The organism is Marilutibacter aestuarii (genome assembly GCF_006546775.1).
GTDB lineage: Bacteria > Pseudomonadota > Gammaproteobacteria > Xanthomonadales > Xanthomonadaceae > Marilutibacter > Marilutibacter aestuarii.
Window position 1 is genome coordinate 1 of the sequence record NZ_VICE01000081.1, and the last position, 15,850, is coordinate 15,850.

Consider the following 15,850-nt stretch of genomic DNA (forward strand, 5'->3'; position numbering starts at 1 on the left):
GAAGGCCAGCCGGCGAAGGTGTCCGGCGCGACGCGGCCCCCGGGCCCGCGCCGCATCCGTGAAGGCACTCAATCCTCGCGCGCAGGCGCGCCCTCGCCCCAGATCTCGCCGTCGAGCACCTGCTGCTGCACCTGGTCCAGGTACGCGTCGAGGGCCTCGGTCGTGTTGAAGATGGCGTCCAGCGGGACCGCGCGGGCGAGATCGAGGACCCTCCGGATCTGCGCCTGCGGGTGCAGGACCAGTACGTGGCCATGGCCCGGCGCCAGCGCCTGCCGCGCCTGCAGGATGCAACGGATGCCGGCGCTGCTGATGTAGTCCAGGTGGGCGAGGTCGAGCACCAGCGCGCGCGGTTGCTCGGCCAGCAGGGGGCCCAGGCGCTCGGCCAGTGCTTCGTAGGTGTGCGAGTCCAGGCGACCCGACACCTTCAGGTACTGGTTGCCGTTGACGGCCGGGTAGACGTCGATGTCCATGGCGGTCCCTGCGCGATCGGCCGGTCAGTCCTCGTCGTCGCCCTGCAGCACCTTGCGCTGCATGGCGTCGAGGTAGGCATCGGCTTCCTCCACCGAGGCGAAGATCTCGTTCATCGGCACGGCCTTGACCATGTCGAAGACCTTGCGGATCTGCGGTTGGGGGTTGGCGATCAGCACCTTGCCGGCGCGCGTCGCCAAGGCCTTGCGCGCCTTGAACACCGAGCGGATGCCGGCCGAGCTGATGTACTCCAGGCCGCCCAGGTCCAGCACCAGGGTGGTGATGTCGGCACGCGCCAGCACCGGCGCCAGCGCCGTGTCCAGCTCGGTATACGTATGCGTGTCCAGCCGGCCGCGCAGGCTGACCCGCTGGCTGCCGTTCTCGGGCGGTTGGATGGCGATGTCGAGGCTCATGACGCGTTCTCCGTGGCGTTCAGGCGCAGGCTGAGGTCAAGCAGGTTGTAGGGCTCTTCGCGGCGGTATTCGACCGACTCGGCGAGGCTGCGGATCAGGTGCAGGCCCAGGCCGCCGATGTCGCGTTCGAGGATATCCCCGTCCAGGTCGGGTTCGGGCTCGGCAGTGGGATCGAACGGCGCGCCGGTGTCGCGGAACTCCAGTTGCAGCCGCTTGTCGTCGATGTCGATGTGCACCGACAGCTCGTGCCGCGGGATGCCCTTCGGATCGCCGCCGTACTTGATCACGTTGCTGGCCAGTTCCTCGACGATCAGACGCACGTCGTCGCGCAGCGCCTGGTCGATGCCGTGGCGCATGAGCACCGCCTCGAGCGATGCATTCATGTCCTCGACGCGTGCCAGTTCACCGGGGACGATCAGGCGGATCAGCATGGGGCCTCCTCTTGCTTGTGGGGCGCGTCCTGTCGCAGGCGGATCGCCAGCACGGTGATGTCGTCCTGCGCGGCGGGGTGCGCGTAGGCATGGACGTCGGCGATCAGGTGCTCGCACTGGTCGCGCGCGTCGCGACCGGCGCCGATGCTGGCGATCATGCCCTCCATGCCAAAGGCGACGTTACCGGCATCGAAGGCTTCGGTCACCCCGTCGGTATACGCAAGCAGCGTCATGCCAGGTTCCAGCCGGCCCTCCCAGCGCGGGAAATCGGCACTGACCTCGAAGCCCAGCGGCGGTCCCGTCTCGACATCGAGGGTCTCGACGCGACCGTCCGGGTGCAGCAGCACCGGCGGGTCGTGGCCGGCGCTGGCCAGCACGCAGTCGCCGGTGCGTACGTTGATCCGGCCGCACAACACGGTCGCGAACATGCAGGTGTCGTTGCCCTCGACGAGCCGCCGCGAGGCGCGCGTGAGCACGTCGGGCGGATCGCCGCTGGCGCGCGCGGCGACCTCCAGCACGGTGGTGCTGCGGGCCATGAACAAGGCCGCCGGCACGCCCTTGTCGGAGACGTCGCCGATCGCGAACCACAGGTCGCCGTCGGCGAGCTCGACGAAACTGTAGAAGTCGCCGCCGACCGCCTTGGCCGGCTCCAGCTGGGCGTAGGCCTCCAGGTGGTGGTCGGCGCGGTCGATGACGCGGCCGGGTGGCAGCATCGCCAGCTGGATGTCGCGCGCGATCGACAGCTCGCTCTCCAGCTTCTGCCGCGCCGCGCCCATTTCCTCGATCTCCGTGAGCTGCTGCTGGATGGAGGTGCGCGCATGTTCCAGCGTCCGCGCCATCACCCCGACCTCGTCGCGCCGGCGGGTATATCCGACGGGACTGTCGTAGTCCCCGGTGGCAAGCCGCGCCGCGGACTCGGTCAAGCCCTGCACCGGCGTCGCGATGCGCTTGGCGAGGCGCCGGACGACGAACATGCACACCAGGCTCAGCAACAAGCCCGCCAGCGCGATCAGCACCAGGACCTGCTGCGCCCGTTCCATCATCAGGGTCCGCGACTGCGAGACCATCAGCATCCAGCCGCTGTCGCCCACCGGCTCGGCCACCGTGTAGCGCGACTCGCCGTCGGAGGCGTTGACATGGGCGAAGGCGAGATAGCGCCGCTCCCGGATCGCCTCGACCAGCGGCGCGAGGTCGCTGCGCCCGAGCGCCGTGACCAGCGCCTCGATCGGACGCTGCTCGCGGGTCACGTCGACGATACTATCCATCGCCAGCGTGCCGTCGGGCGCCACCAGGGTCACGCGCGAGCCGGGCAGGTGGGCCAGCGCCTCCAGCTCGCGGGTGAGCGTGTCCACCGGCAGGTCCAGGCTGACCATGCCGCGGCTGCGGCCATCGGCGCCACGCAAGGGGGCGTTGTAGGTCACCGTCCACACGTGTCCGGCGGTTTCGTTCAAGTACGGCTCCGACCACCAGCCCTGCGTCGCGGCCAGGCTGCGCTGGTACCAGGGCTGGTTGCGGTAGTCGTAGCGGGTGTCGATGAAATCGCGGCTGTTGCCGTTCGCGGCCGAGTACACGGCGTACGCGGGCTTGCCATCGAGCGGCTCCAGCGCCAACAGGCCGCCGATGCAGCCCGGCGTGGCCGTGACGAGGGCGCGCAGGGTCTGGGTCAGCTCGTCCGGGGCCAGGCTCGAGTCCGCGGCCAGCGTCGACAGGCCCTGGGCGGTGACGGTGGTGGTATGCATCACCGTTTCCAGGTGGTCGGCCGCCTGGCGTGCATTGGCCATCGCGTCGAGCCGGCTCTCCTCGGCGAAATCGCTGTGCATGTAGGCGCCGATCGCCCCGGTCAGCAGGGCGACCACCGCGACGGTCATCGCGCCGGTCCAGAGCGCGATGCGCGTGCGCAGGCTGTCCCGACCGCGGACATGGTTCGGGCCGCTCGCGCGGCCGGCTGGCCTGGCTTCGTGCATCGATTGGGATCCCCGGGCGGCCGCGCGCGGCGGCACGGGGCCAGTGTAGCCATGCGCGATGTCAGTGCCGCGTGGACGCGGTCGGTGGCGGTACGAACCATGCGCCACCGCATGTCCCGGGACAGGGCGTGGACGCGACCAAAGCACCGTCTAGCGCTGTCACCGGCCCTGCTAGAATCCGGGGTCTGACTTTCTTCAATACCCCTACGACCGAGGCGTGGCCACGGGGCCGCGAATTCAATGAGCCCGACCTACGAAAGCCCCTTCGCAGACCTGCTGCACAACGATCCCGACCCCACCGAGACCCAGGAATGGGTCGAGTCGGTCCAGGCCGTCATCGCCAACGACGGCGCCGAACGCGCCCACCAGCTGCTTGAAGGCATGGTCGAGGTCACGCGTCGCGCCGGTGCGCACCTGCCCTTCGCGCCCACCACCGAATACATCAACACCATCCCGCCGCACCTGGAGCCCAAGACCCCGGGTGACCAGACCATGGAGTGGCGCATCCGCTCGCTGATCCGCTGGAACGCGATGGCGATGGTCGTGCGCGCCAACCGCAAGCCCGGCGACCTCGGCGGCCACATCGCCAGCTTCGCCTCGGCGGCAACGCTGTACGACGTCGGTTTCAACCATTTCTGGCGCGGTCCCGAGGGCGACCACCCCGGCGACCTGATCTGCGTGCAGGGCCACAGCTCGCCCGGCATCTACGCGCGCTCCTTCCTCGAAGGCCGCCTGAGCGAGTCCCAGCTCGACCACTTCCGCATGGAAGTCGACGGCCGCGGCGTCAGCTCCTACCCGCACCCGTGGCTGATGCCCGACTACTGGCAGGTGCCGACCGTGTCGATGGGCCTGGGCCCGATCGCCGCGATCTACCAGGCGCGCAACTGGAAGTACCTCGAAGGCCGCGGCCTGATCCCCAAGACCGACCGCAAGGTCTGGTGCTTCATGGGCGACGGCGAGTGCGACGAGCCCGAGAGCCTGGGCGCGATCTCGGTCGCCGGCCGCGAAGGCCTGGACAACCTGGTCTTCGTCATCAACTGCAACCTGCAGCGCCTCGACGGCCCGGTGCGCGGCAACGGCAAGATCATCCAGGAACTGGAAGGCCAGTTCCGCGGCGCCGGCTGGAACGTCATCAAGACCATCTGGGGCAGCTACTGGGATCCGCTCCTGGCCCGCGACACCACCGGCAAGCTGCGCCAGCTGATGATGGAAACCGTCGACGGCGAATACCAGAACTGCAAGGCCTTCGGCGGCGCGTACACGCGCGAGCATTTCTTCGGCAAGTACCCCGAGACCGCGCGCCTGGTCGCCAACATGAGCGACGAGGACGTCTGGCGCCTCAACCGTGGCGGCCACGACCCGCACAAGGTCTACGCCGCCTACGACGCGGCGACGAAGATGCAGGGCATGCCCACCGTCATCCTCGCCAAGACCGTCAAGGGCTACGGCATGGGCGCCTCGGGCGAGTCGCTCAACCCGACCCACGGCACCAAGAAGATGGACGACGAGGCCGTGCGCCTGTTCCGCGACCGCTTCAACGTGCCGGTCACCGACGCCCAGCTCGCCGACGGCCAGGTGCCGTTCTACCACCCGGGCAAGGACTCCGAGGAAGTGCAGTACATGCTCGAGCGCCGCAAGGCCCTCGGCGGCTTCCTCCCGCAGCGCCGGCGCAAGGCCAGCACCGCGCTTGAAGTGCCGAAACTCGAGACCTACGAGCGCCTGCTCAAGTCCACCGGCGACCGCGAGATCAGCACGACGATGGCCTTCGTGCAGATGCTCAACATCACCCTGCGCGACAAGCAGGTCGGCCCGCGTTGCGTGCCGATCGTTGCCGACGAGGCGCGCACTTTCGGCATGGAAGGCCTGTTCCGCCAGCTCGGCATCTACGCGCCGAAGGGACAGAAGTACAAGCCCGTCGACCGCGACCAGCTCATGTACTACCGCGAGGACGCCGCCGGCCAGGTGCTCGAGGAAGGCATCACCGAGGCGGGCGCGTTCGCCAGCTGGATGGCCTGCGCCACCAGCTACAGCACCAACGACCTGCAGATGCTGCCGTTCTACATCTACTACTCGATGTTCGGCTTCCAGCGCATCGGCGACTCCGCCTGGCAGGCGGCCGACATGCGCGCGCGCGGCTTCCTGCTCGGCGCCACCGCCGGCCGCACCACGCTCAATGGCGAAGGCCTGCAGCATGAAGACGGCCACGGCATGGTCCAGGCCGGACTGATCCCCAACTGCCGCAGCTACGACCCGACCTTCAGCTACGAAGTCGTCACGATCATGCAGCACGGCATGCAGCGCATGGTCGCCGAGCAGCGCGACGAGTACTACTACGTCACCCTGATGAACGAGAACTACACCCACCCGGAGATGCCCGAGGGCAGTGCCGAGGGCATCATCAAGGGCATGTACCTGCTCAATGACGCCGGCAAGCCGAAGAAGGGCGAGCTGCGCGTGCAGCTGCTCGGCAGTGGCACCATCCTGCGCGAAGCGATGGCCGCGGCCGAACTGCTGGACAAGGACTTCGGCGTCACCGCCGACATCTGGTCCTGCCCCAGCTTCAACGAGCTCGGCCGCGACGGCATCGACGCCACCCGCCACAACCGCTACAACCCCGAAGCCAAGAAGCCGCGCAAGCCCTACGTCACCGAGCTGCTCGAAGGTCGCCAGGGCCCCGCCATCGCCGCCACCGACTACATCCGCACCTACGCCGACCAGATCCGCGAATACGTGCCGATGCGCTACACCGTCCTGGGCACCGACGGCTTCGGCCGCAGCGACACCCGCGCCAACCTCCGCCGCCACTTCGAAGTCGACCGCCACTACATCGCCCTGGCCGCGATCGAGGCCCTCGCCGCCGACGGCAAGATGAGCGCCAAGGACGTCGCCCGAGCGATCAAGCAATACAAGATCGACGTGGACAAGCCGAATCCGATTGGGGTTTGAGGTGGGGTGGCGGGCTCAAAATCCGCCGCCCTTGTGAAGCGTGGGGTTCGGCTCCCACCTCAGGCGCTTGTAAAAACAAGGGGTTAGGCTTGGCGGCCTAGCCCCTTTCGATTGCCCTGCTGGCCAGTGGTCGTCAAGGCCGGCCAGGTCATGCTCGGACAAGGGCGAGGGCAATGAGGTGCTGCATGGCAGTGCCTTCACGTTCCACTCGCAGGCCCGGCAATGCCGGAAGGGCCGGGCCTCGGTCATACGCGCCCCGCCCCTGGAGGCGCGGCTGGCGGGTTGCATCCGATTCCACGCTGGCTGCGTAACGGACCGGAGTGTTGCCCCCGCAACGCGCCTGTCCACCCACAGAGGAGTCACCGCGATGAATCGCAACCTGCTGCTCGCTGCCGCCTTTTCGATGACCGGCCTCACCCTGGCCTTTTCCGCCCCCGCGTCCGCCGCCGGCCCCGAGCAGGGCCGCTGGTCATTCTCGCTGCTGGGCGGTATCGACACGCCGGTTGACGGCGACGTGCACGACGGCGCCGTCGCCGTGGTCCCGGACCTGGGTCCGCTGAACCCGGCGCTGGCCGGCGTCGATGCTGAACTGCGCATCGGCGCGCGCGGCCACGACCAGATCTACGACAACGCCATTGGGTACGGACTGGAGTTCGGCTATGGCTTGAGTGACCGCGCCGAGGTGTTCGGCCACCTGCGTGAGACGGAAGCCGATCCCGGCACGGTGCAGGTCGGCGGCGCGTTCGTGCCGGCACTGAACACCGAGTTGCCGGTATTCGGCACCTTCAGCGACTACGAGGCCTGGAGCGCGGAGGTGGGTTATCGGTACTACTTCATGGAGCCCGGAGGCGCGCGTCCGTTCATCGCCGGTCGCGTGGGCGCCACCGAAACCGAACAGATCCGCGCGACGTTCGTCATTCCGGACGCCGGCATCGCCATCAACGACGTGCCATTTACCGACAAGGGCTGGGTCGTCAGCGGCGGCGTGGACGTCGGCGTGCTGATCCCCGTGGGCGAACGCTTCAGCCTGGTCGCGCAGGCCGGCATGCGCTACGTCGACGACCTGGAAGGCGACGACAGCGCCATCGGCGGCCTCGGCCTGGGCTCGATCAACGACACCGGCAGCCGGTTGTCGGTCCCGGTATCGGTGGCGGCGCGCTGGGACTTCTGAGAAAAAAGAAGCAGGGGCAGGGTCGACGCATTCACCGCGCGCGAAGCAGCGTCGGCTCTGCCCCCGGATTTTCGACGTCGAACCGGAGACTTCCGGCGTCCACGCATCGCGCGAGCAAGGAGTGCCGAGAGAACGGGATCAGGTTCATTCAAGCATGCGCAGGACGAGTGCCTTTGCATCGCGGATAGTCTGAGCATCCCCAGAAGACCTTACCGTCAGCTCGGTTCGTCCTTCGCACCATGGCCTTGCTGCAGCGAGGGCATCGCGGGATCGCCTCTGCTTCCAGCTTTGGCGCAATTCGCGATCTGGCGGACCGCGGAGCTTCCTGGCCCGATTGAATTAGTGAGACCAGGGCTTGGCCGCTGACGAGCTCAATGGGTTTACCTTCAGCAAAGGCGGCGGCATCGCGTGTAAAGGCATTGGCGCAGACTATCTTTACCCCGTCGGCAGAGTGGTGTGCCAGCAAGCCCCACATTTCTCGCACGGTCGATACGCTGATCTGACGCGCCCGCCACTGTTTGCATTGGACGAGGATGGTTTGCCCGTCCTTGAAGAGAATTAGATCGATTCCTCCATCTGCGCCGCCTAAACCTTGTTCCTCAACGCGATAGCCTTGGCGGCGATAGGCCTCGCCCACAAGCATCTCGAACTCGCGCCAACTGATGTTTCGAAGGCTGTCGAGACCGCTCTGAGCGTCGAGCAAGACCTTACGTTGATGCTGCTTCAAATACGAAGCCAGTGCGGCGACCCAGCACATGGCGAGCACGATCCATGCGAGGGGTGTGAAAGCTCCACCAAGCGCCAACTCGCCCGTGCCTTTCAGTGCAGGACCGCCAGCGGTCGAGAAGTACCAGCCGATGCCGTAGCGGATAGCAAGAAACGCTACGACTCCCAACACTAAACCGAATGGCCAAGGCATTGATGCTATGTAGTCCAGGCCGCCTTGTTTGCGTCGAGGCATAAAGCTTTCAGGGTCGTAGGGCGATGGAACTGAAGGGTAGCGTGCCAATTGGGTCAGGTCAGCTTTACTAGGAAGGCGTTCCGGTGGTGCGTTAGAAAGCTCGACTGTTCAGATAGAAACCCTCCCACCTTGGTGGACTTGGAGATCGACCATCGGTCCAGCACGTCATTGCTCAGGGACGGATGCACGAGCATACGTCCGTCGTCTTCGAATGAGATCAGTCGTTCGTCAAATAAAGCGTCGATGTGCGGCGAGAGCATGAGGCCGTTGAAGCCATTGATTCGCTCGGCATTGGTAGAGTCGCGCCATGGTTTGATGTGGCTCGCGATCAGGAGTCGAGGATCTTCGATGCCGGTGACCCGGCAGCGTGGGTCGACGGACATGACGCGGTTTCGGAAGAGGCCTTGACCGACGCGTGCTTTCGTAAGTTGTAGGCGTTGCGTAGCGGGAATGTTTGCGTCGCGCTCGATGAGGTGCAAGTCTTCCAGCACGTCGGCGTTCGGTTCGGCGACAAAGAGCGTTGGTGTGAAGTCGGGTGGTGCTTCTACGCCCAGCATCGACAGCAGGATATGGCCCAGCGCATCGGAAATGCCCGCGAGGTAGCAGCCTTGATTGCCATCGCCGTTCTTCTGGATTGGTGAGTACTTAGTGGGGAGAAAAGGGGCGATGTTCTCGATATGGGCCTTTGGCCGTAGCGACTTTGGCGCATCGCTGAAGTAGACGCTGACCAGCCAGCCTTCGTCCGCCCAATAGTCGCCGACATTGCCGAACTCACTGGGTTTGGGGCTAGCAGCGGCGGCATCGACCACTTGGCCAATCGAACCGATCTGCCCATTCGCATACGAGAAAACGATGTCGCCGGGGCGAACAAGACGCATGTTCTCGTAGGTCTGGTTGAACGCGCCGTTTGCGTTTCGTATGGGCGACCACAGATATCCACCACGCACTTCGTGGTCTCGAGTCTGTTTGTGGTTTACCCACGAGAACGGCATTGCCCGATCCTCCCCTCGCGCCAGGATAGCCGCACAATACCCCTGTGATGCAAGTCACATCCCGGGAGCCAGGTCTGCGGTGTAGCCCGGGCAAGCGCAGCGCACCCGGGGACGGCGCGATGCCCCAGGTGCGCTTTGCTTACCTGGGCTACGGGGTTGGGTGGGTGTGCGGGCCGGGCCTGTCCGTTGAACCTGGCGTTGCGTCCTTCCGGCACACCAGCAGCACCTCGTCCACGCCTGCGGTGGGCACCATCCCGGTCACTAGGTTGGGGGGCTTCTGGGCGCGGGCGAGGAGGGGCAGGGTGCGGTTGTACCAGCGCATGGCGAGGGGGCGGTGGTGGGTGAGGAACCACATGCCCAGTTTCAGCAGCCAGGAGGCTTTGGGTTGCATGCCGTAGATGGCGCTGCGCTCCAGCGTGAGGCCGTTGGCGGCGAGTTTGGCCAGTAGGGTGTCGGGCTCGTAGCGGCGGCAGTGGCCGACGAAGTCGTCGAAGACGGTCCAGCTGTCGGGGTGCAGGGGGGCGGAAAGCAGGACGTGGGCACCGGGTCGGGCGACGCGGGCGAGTTCGGCGAGCACGGCGTCGTCGTCCACGAGGTGTTCGACGATGTCCATCGCGCAGACAGCGTCGAAGCTGGCGTCGGGGAACGGCAGGGCGGCGGCGCTGCCTTGCAGGGCCTGTCCGCCGGCGGCGCGCAGGGCGGCGAGCGCGGGCGTGCTGATGTCGACGAAATGGCCGCCTTCGACGGGGAAGCGCGGGCGCAGGCCCGGGGCCACTTCCAGGCGTCGTGGCGCGCCCTCGGTCAGTGACCGGACCAGCGGCCAGGTGTTGAAGCCCGCGGGGTCGCACAGGCGGGCGCCACCCCAGAGGCCGTCATAGAAATGGCGGTTGCGCGCACGCAGCGCCTGTTCGTCGATGGGTGCGGGGCGGGAGGCGGCAGTCGTCATGGCCCGATGCTACACGGGGAAGCGGGCGGTCCCGCCATGGAGCCGGACGCGTTGGCCAAATGCCGGTTGCGTCCGGTGCCCGGGGAAGACGCCCCGGCCTCAGCTCCGACCAAGCTCCAGCTGCGTCAGGTAAAGCCGCAGGTCGAACTCCAACTGGTGGTAGTCCGGTGCCATGTGCACGCACAGCTGGTAGAAGGCCTTGTTGTGATCGGCTTCCTTCAGGTGCGCCAGTTCGTGCACCACGATCATCTTCAGGAACTCGGCGGGGGCATCGCGGAACACGCTGGCGATGCGGATCTCGCGGCTCGCCTTGAGCCGCCCACCTTGGACGCGTGACACCGACGTGTGGGTGCCCAGCGCGTGCTTCAGCACCTGCAGCTTGCCGTCGTAGACGACCTTGCCCAGCGGCACCGCCTTGCGCAGGTGCCGGTTCTTGAGCGCCTGCACGTAGTCGTACAGCTGGCCGTCGTTGCGCACGGCGTGAGGCTCGGGGTACTTGTCGGCGAGCATGGCGCCCAGCCGGTCCCGTGCGATCAGCTCGCGCACCTTGTCCTGCAGGTGCGGGGGATAGCCGGCGAGGTACTTGAGGCTGTGCATGGACGCGGGAGATGCGGCAAGGCCTCCAATGATGGGCCGCGGCGGGGGGAAGGGCCAGCGATGCGTGGGCCGCCCTACGGGTGCCGTCGCTACTCGCAGCCGACGCCGTCGCCGTCGCGGTCGAGGTGTCGTCCATATCCCGGCTCGCCGACGCGCACCGGTGCGGCCCCCGCGGCGCGGGCGGCACTGCAGTTGGCGTAGGAAGTCTGCCCGCCGTTGACCTGGCGCCCTTGCCCCTGGCTTGGCCGGTCCGCCTGCAGCATGTACGAATCATCGCGCGGCGGTGGACGGGGCGCCGGACTGCGGTGGCAATGGTAGCCCCCGTTCTTGCGGTCGTTGTGGCAGCCCTCGGCGTTGAGCCCCCCGCTGTGCGCGGCGGCCGCGTGCGGCCACGCGAGCTGGCTGGCAATGATCAGTATGCCCGCCCAAGCCCTCATCGCCGTGGCGCCTTGAATCGTCATCATCGGACACCCCCCATGCCCTCGTACGATGCGCCGACGGTAGCAGCCGCCAGGGGTGGGAGAATGAATGGGGAAGCGGGGATTCCGGAGTTCCCGGGTGCCTGTGGGATGAGACCGATGGCTTTCCATTGCGGCAACTATCAATTTGATATAAAAGTTACGAATATTTATAGAAAATTGACAGTTCGCCATGAAGCTCCCCGTTCAGGCGCCACAACTCCATGATTTGATTGGGAAGGACGGACCCAGTCTGGAGGATTTGCTGCGGCTGGGGATTGGCCCCGACGTCGATGGTGTCTACGAGCACTGGGACCACCTTCGCCATCTGCCCCCGCCCGAAGGGCTTTCCAGTCACGACTGGTGGGCGGCGATCAAGCTGGCGCGCCGCGGCCTGGCGCAGTCCTTGCCGCTGCGGGACAAGGAGGGCCGTGCGTTCACTGTCGCCATTACCGGCCACATGCAGCGAAAGTTGCACTTCCTCGATCGCGAGGCGGCCGGGGCGATACGCAGTTCCGGACCGGTCGACGATGGCAGCACGCGCAGGTTCTACCTGGTGCGTTCGCTGATCGAGGAGGCGATGACCTCGTCGCAGCTTGAAGGTGCTTCCACGACCCGGCAGGTGGCCAAGGAAATGCTCGGCACCGGCCGTCCCCCGCGCGACCGCAGCGAACGGATGATCTTCAACAACTACGCGATGATGCAGTCGCTGCGCCAGTTGCAGGAGCGGCCGCTGAGTGTCGAGATGATCCTGCAGATGCATCGGGTGTTGATGGAAGACGCACTCGATGAGCCCGGGCAGGTTGGGCGGCTGCGGACGGCGGAGGACAACGTGATCGTGCTGGATCGGGGCGACCCGACGATTACGTTGCATGTGCCGCCACCTGCGTCGGAGCTACCGGCTCGTTTGCAGGCGCTGTGCGACTTCGCCAACGACGGTGACACGGGCGGGTTCCTTCATCCGATCGTGCGCGCGATCGCGATCCACTTCCAGATCGGCTACGACCACCCGTTCTGCGACGGCAACGGCCGGACCGCCCGCGCGCTCTTCTACTGGATGATGTTGCGCTCCGGCTACTGGATGTCGGAGTACATCTCGATATCCAGTGTGCTCCGGCGTGCTCCGCAACAGTACGTGCGTGCGTACCTGTACTCCGAAAGCGATGGTGCCGACATGAGCTACTTCGTCGCCCATCAGCTGGAGGTCATCATCCAGGCGGTCGAGGGATTGCGCGGCTACCTGGCCCGCAAGGCCAGCGAGCGCAACCAGGCTGAGGCCCTGCTGCGGCCGGGCTCAGCGCTTGGATCGCGGCTCAACCATCGCCAGCGATCGCTGTTGCTGCATGCCATCCGCAATCCGGGCAGCGTGTACGAGATCGCGGGGCATCAGGCCGCTCATCGAGTGACCTATCCGACCGCGCGTGCCGACCTGCTCGGGCTTGTCGAGCTGGGCCTGCTGGACCAGGACCGTCGCGGCAAGGCCTTCGTCTTCATGCCTGTTTCCGACTTGGCGAGGCGGCTGGAGCGCTGATAGCGCCGAGTGCCCGCTGCCGCGGCCAGGGCCGCGTACACCCATGGGCTACGAGGATTCCGGGCGCATCCCCTTGGGTAGCCCGGATTAGCGCAGCGCATCCGGGATTGCGCGATTCGCCGAATGCGCTGCGCTTATCCGGGCTACGGTTATGGGTTACGGGGTGTCACCGTGGCTCGGGTGCGTCGGGATCGACGAGTGGGGCCAAGGGCGCCGGCGGCTCCGGGTCGGGCAGGGTCTCGAACACGGCCGGCGGCGGTGCGGGGCCGAGGCCTTCGGTGCTGGGGATGAAGGCGGCCACGCGCTCGAAGAAGCGGCGGTAGAAGTCCTGGTTCTGGACGGTGTTGGTGGCGACGCGGACGAGGTCGCCGCCGCTGGTGCCGATCGGCAGCGACACCGAGCCGATCATGCTGACGCCGACGCTGGCGGACTTGACCGAGGTGTTGAGCACGTAGCGGTCCTGGACGGCGTTGACGAAGACGATCGCGCCGCCGCCCGGCTGCGCGAGGCAGGTCGCGCGCACCTTGAGCTGGGTGTGGATGTCGGACTCGGGCTGGAAGCTCTTGGTCGCCTGCAGGGTGTCGCCGTCGTTCTTGCCGATCACGTAGCCCTGGCCGAGCAGGGCGCGGCGGGTGGCCTCGCAGGCGGTGGCCGGCGGCACGGCGTAGGTGCGCGAATAGGTGTCATCGGCGCCGAAGGTCTCGCCCAGCGGCGGCGGCTCCGACTTGCGGTTGAAGCCGCAGGCGGCCAGCGTCGCGGCCAGTCCGAGGACGGCCAGGGCGCGGAAGGGCGAACGTGCGCGTTGCATGCGATAGGCAGGGGACCGGGGCGGAATCGCGAGTCTAGCGGGGGGCGGGTGCAACGGTGCTGAACGAATGGGGTGTCCGGGCTCTGGGCCAGTTTCGAGGGTGGGTGCGGATTCCCCGGGTGCGCTGCGCTTTCCGGGGCTACCTGGCTGATCGCGTCGTGGTCACGAGGCTTGTGCGAGTGTGGATGCACATTCTGCCAGGAGCCCTGTCATGAACCATTCCCCATCCCGTCAATCATCGACCGGCCCGGCCGGTCGCGAAGCGGGCGAGGCCAGCGGCAACAAGACCGGCCTCCGCCAGCCTTCGGACGACGGCCGGGTCGAGGACAAGCTGGAGAACGTCGACCTGGATTCGCGCGGGGCCAAGGTCAACGACCACCTGCGCAACAAGCGCAGCAAGGGTGTCGCCGGTGAATACGACGACTCCGTCGATCACGATGCCGACGAGAAGTACGTCCAGGACAAGGCCGCGGAGCGTCCCGCGAAGTAAGCGGCGTGCAGGGCCGCCCTGGATTCGGGTACCTCGCGGGCGATGGCGCGCCTCGCGCCCGCTTTGCGGGTAAACGCGGCTGGCCCCTGAAGGAGACGTGGGTGCTGCGCTTCTCCCGCGCCATCCAGGCGTGAACTACCGATCGTCCCGCCGCTTGTCGTACCAGAGCTCGAGGCCTTCGCGCGTCTGCAGGATGCCGCGGCCGCGCACGAGCAGTCTCCCCAGCAGGCGCAGGTGCTCGCCGGGCGAGAAGGTGCGCAGCTTGCGGTCCGAGGTGCGGACCGACTCGCGCAGGACCACGAAACGCCCCTGCGTGGCGAGCGCCCGGCTCATCGCCACGTCCTCGCCGGCGTACCAGCGCGGATCGAAGCCACCGACGGCTTCGAAGGCGCCGCGGGTGCAGAACAGGAAGCAGCCCGGCGCGATACCGGTCCAGCGAAAGCCGAACGCGGCGACGGCGGCCAGGGCGCGTTCGTGCCAGCGCGCGGGACCGGCGAGACGCACGCGGCAACCACCGCCAACGGCACCCCGGTCCATCGCCCGCATAGCCGCGGCGAGCACCGGCGCGTCGACGAAGGTGTCGGCATCGAGGAACAGCAGGCGCGCATGGCACGCGGCGGTGGCGCCGGCGTTGCGGGTGGCGGCGATCTGCCGGTGCTCGACGCGCAGCACGCGGACGCCACGCGCGATGGCGATCTCGGCGGTCGCGTCACTGGAGGCGTCGTCGACCACGATCACCTCGTGTCGCAAGGACAGCGCGCGCGTGGCCTTGGCCAACGCATCCAGCGTGGCACCGATCAGCGCGGCTTCGTCGTGGGCGGGAATGATGATCGACAGCATGCGTGCAGCATTGCACGTCGCTGTGCAGGCCGGGGGTGAATGCCCCGCGCGTCCGTTCAGGCCGGCGGCGATCCCCATCCGTCCCGCAAGGGGCGTCGCGCGGCCGCCGCTTGCCGTGCCGAACGCCGCGTCAGTAGTCGATGGCCACCGACATGATCCGCAGCGGCCCGGCGTGGCCGCCCTGGCGGACGATGTCGAAGTACCACCAGTCGCCGATAGGGGAGAAGCCATTGCCGGGCGGGATCACCGCGGTCTGTTGCAGCACGATCGTCAGGGTCTGCGGCGCGGGCAGGATGTCGCTGCCGATCGAGCCATAGGTCTCGAAGCTGTTGCCGTGGTTGAGGGTCACCGGGGTCACGACGAACTGGATGTCGCCCGCCTGGTCGCTCATGACCTGGTGGAACAGCGTCACCCGTACCTTGCCGCCGGCGTAGTCGAGCGGTCGTCGCAGGGTCAGGCTCATGACCCCGGTATCGGCCAGCCAGGTGACGCCGCGCGCGTGCGGGGCGAAGGCGGCGGACGGGCCGAATGCGAGTGCATGCGCGGGCAGGCTGATCCGGCGGGCCGGCTTGGCCGGCAACGGCGGCCGAAGCGTCGCGGCCGGCGGCGTACCGTGGCCAGGCTCGTACGTGGCCTGCCCGCTCGGCGCGGCATGGGCGGCCAAGGCGGCGAGCAGCGGCAGCGCGACGAGCGCTGCCAGGTGGGTGGATTTCATTCCGTTGTCTCCGAAGGGGTGTGAACGGAGCCAACGTGCCGGCGCGGGGGCGGCGGACACTCGCCCGCGCATGGGCCTCGGAATGCCGGCCCCCGACGAGGCTGGCGGGCGAAGGCGCG

The 15,850-nt window shown here is 67.4% G+C and carries 16 protein-coding genes; 4 read left to right on the forward strand and 12 right to left on the reverse strand.

Features of this window, described 5'->3' with window-relative positions; genetic code table 11:
- Nucleotides 1-68: 68 nt before the first annotated feature.
- From FKV25_RS08385 to FKV25_RS08400, 4 genes are read right to left on the reverse strand one after another with little or no spacing between them, the layout of a single operon-like run.
- Nucleotides 69-470, reverse strand: a complete 402-nt coding sequence (locus FKV25_RS08385) for an STAS domain-containing protein (protein WP_141518342.1) — start codon at nucleotides 468-470, stop codon at nucleotides 69-71.
- Between the two features lie 24 nt (nucleotides 471-494).
- Nucleotides 495-881, reverse strand: a complete 387-nt coding sequence (locus FKV25_RS08390; RefSeq protein ID WP_141518343.1) for an STAS domain-containing protein — start codon at nucleotides 879-881, stop codon at nucleotides 495-497.
- On the reverse strand, nucleotides 878-1,312 hold the full coding sequence (locus FKV25_RS08395) for an ATP-binding protein (protein WP_141518344.1): 435 nt from the start codon (nucleotides 1,310-1,312) through the stop codon (nucleotides 878-880). Before FKV25_RS08395 ends, FKV25_RS08390 begins: the two co-directional genes overlap by 4 nt.
- On the reverse strand, nucleotides 1,306-3,276 hold the full coding sequence (locus tag FKV25_RS08400; RefSeq protein WP_141518345.1) for a SpoIIE family protein phosphatase: 1,971 nt from the start codon (nucleotides 3,274-3,276) through the stop codon (nucleotides 1,306-1,308). The genes FKV25_RS08395 and FKV25_RS08400 overlap by 7 nt, the downstream gene beginning before the upstream one ends.
- Nucleotides 3,277-3,516: 240 nt before the next feature.
- Here FKV25_RS08400 and aceE point away from each other — a divergent pair, with 240 nt between their 5' ends.
- Both aceE and FKV25_RS08410 read left to right on the forward strand, forming a co-directional pair.
- Nucleotides 3,517-6,222: a pyruvate dehydrogenase (acetyl-transferring), homodimeric type gene (aceE, locus tag FKV25_RS08405; RefSeq protein ID WP_141518346.1), complete on the forward strand. Its 2,706-nt coding sequence runs from the start codon at nucleotides 3,517-3,519 to the stop codon at nucleotides 6,220-6,222.
- Nucleotides 6,223-6,589: 367 nt separating this feature from the next.
- On the forward strand, nucleotides 6,590-7,393 hold the full coding sequence (locus FKV25_RS08410; RefSeq protein WP_141518347.1) for a hypothetical protein: 804 nt from the start codon (nucleotides 6,590-6,592) through the stop codon (nucleotides 7,391-7,393).
- A gap of 148 nt (nucleotides 7,394-7,541) precedes the next feature.
- Here the strand turns inward: FKV25_RS08410 and FKV25_RS08415 are convergent, their stop codons facing one another.
- The 5 genes from FKV25_RS08415 to FKV25_RS08435 all read right to left on the reverse strand — a co-directional run bounded on the left by FKV25_RS08415 (nucleotide 7,542) and on the right by FKV25_RS08435 (nucleotide 11,326).
- Nucleotides 7,542-8,354, reverse strand: coding sequence for a restriction endonuclease (locus FKV25_RS08415; RefSeq protein ID WP_141518348.1), 813 nt, complete (start codon nucleotides 8,352-8,354; stop codon nucleotides 7,542-7,544).
- A 53-nt stretch (nucleotides 8,355-8,407) separates the two neighbouring features.
- Nucleotides 8,408-9,346, reverse strand: a complete 939-nt coding sequence (locus FKV25_RS08420; protein ID WP_141518349.1) for an HNH endonuclease — start codon at nucleotides 9,344-9,346, stop codon at nucleotides 8,408-8,410.
- Nucleotides 9,347-9,494: 148 nt separating this feature from the next.
- A complete protein-coding gene (locus FKV25_RS08425; protein ID WP_141518350.1) occupies nucleotides 9,495-10,292 on the reverse strand; it encodes a class I SAM-dependent methyltransferase in 798 nt (265 codons plus the stop codon).
- Between the two features lie 99 nt (nucleotides 10,293-10,391).
- Nucleotides 10,392-10,889 carry a M48 family metallopeptidase gene (locus FKV25_RS08430; protein ID WP_141518351.1) on the reverse strand — a complete coding sequence of 166 codons (498 nt, stop codon included), beginning with the start codon at nucleotides 10,887-10,889 and terminating at the stop codon, nucleotides 10,392-10,394.
- Between the two features lie 89 nt (nucleotides 10,890-10,978).
- A complete protein-coding gene (locus tag FKV25_RS08435; RefSeq protein ID WP_141518352.1) occupies nucleotides 10,979-11,326 on the reverse strand; it encodes an excalibur calcium-binding domain-containing protein in 348 nt (115 codons plus the stop codon).
- 214 nt (nucleotides 11,327-11,540) lie between these two features.
- Here FKV25_RS08435 and FKV25_RS08440 point away from each other — a divergent pair, with 214 nt between their 5' ends.
- Entirely contained in the window at nucleotides 11,541-12,878 is a 1,338-nt protein-coding gene (locus FKV25_RS08440; protein ID WP_141518353.1) for a Fic family protein, read from the forward strand.
- A gap of 166 nt (nucleotides 12,879-13,044) precedes the next feature.
- On the opposite strand, the gene FKV25_RS08445 is transcribed toward FKV25_RS08440, so the two are convergent.
- Nucleotides 13,045-13,686, reverse strand: coding sequence for a DUF2242 domain-containing protein (locus FKV25_RS08445; RefSeq protein WP_141518354.1), 642 nt, complete (start codon nucleotides 13,684-13,686; stop codon nucleotides 13,045-13,047).
- A 211-nt stretch (nucleotides 13,687-13,897) separates the two neighbouring features.
- On the opposite strand from FKV25_RS08445, the gene FKV25_RS08450 reads away from it, so the two are divergent.
- A complete protein-coding gene (locus FKV25_RS08450; protein ID WP_141518355.1) occupies nucleotides 13,898-14,176 on the forward strand; it encodes a hypothetical protein in 279 nt (92 codons plus the stop codon).
- A gap of 135 nt (nucleotides 14,177-14,311) precedes the next feature.
- Here FKV25_RS08450 and FKV25_RS08455 read toward each other — a convergent pair whose 3' ends face one another.
- Nucleotides 14,312-15,016 (reverse strand): glycosyltransferase, encoded by a 705-nt coding sequence (locus FKV25_RS08455; protein ID WP_141518356.1) that lies wholly within the window; start codon nucleotides 15,014-15,016, stop codon nucleotides 14,312-14,314.
- A gap of 130 nt (nucleotides 15,017-15,146) precedes the next feature.
- Nucleotides 15,147-15,731: a hypothetical protein gene (locus FKV25_RS08460; RefSeq protein WP_141518357.1), complete on the reverse strand. Its 585-nt coding sequence runs from the start codon at nucleotides 15,729-15,731 to the stop codon at nucleotides 15,147-15,149.
- Nucleotides 15,732-15,850: the final 119 nt, after the last annotated feature.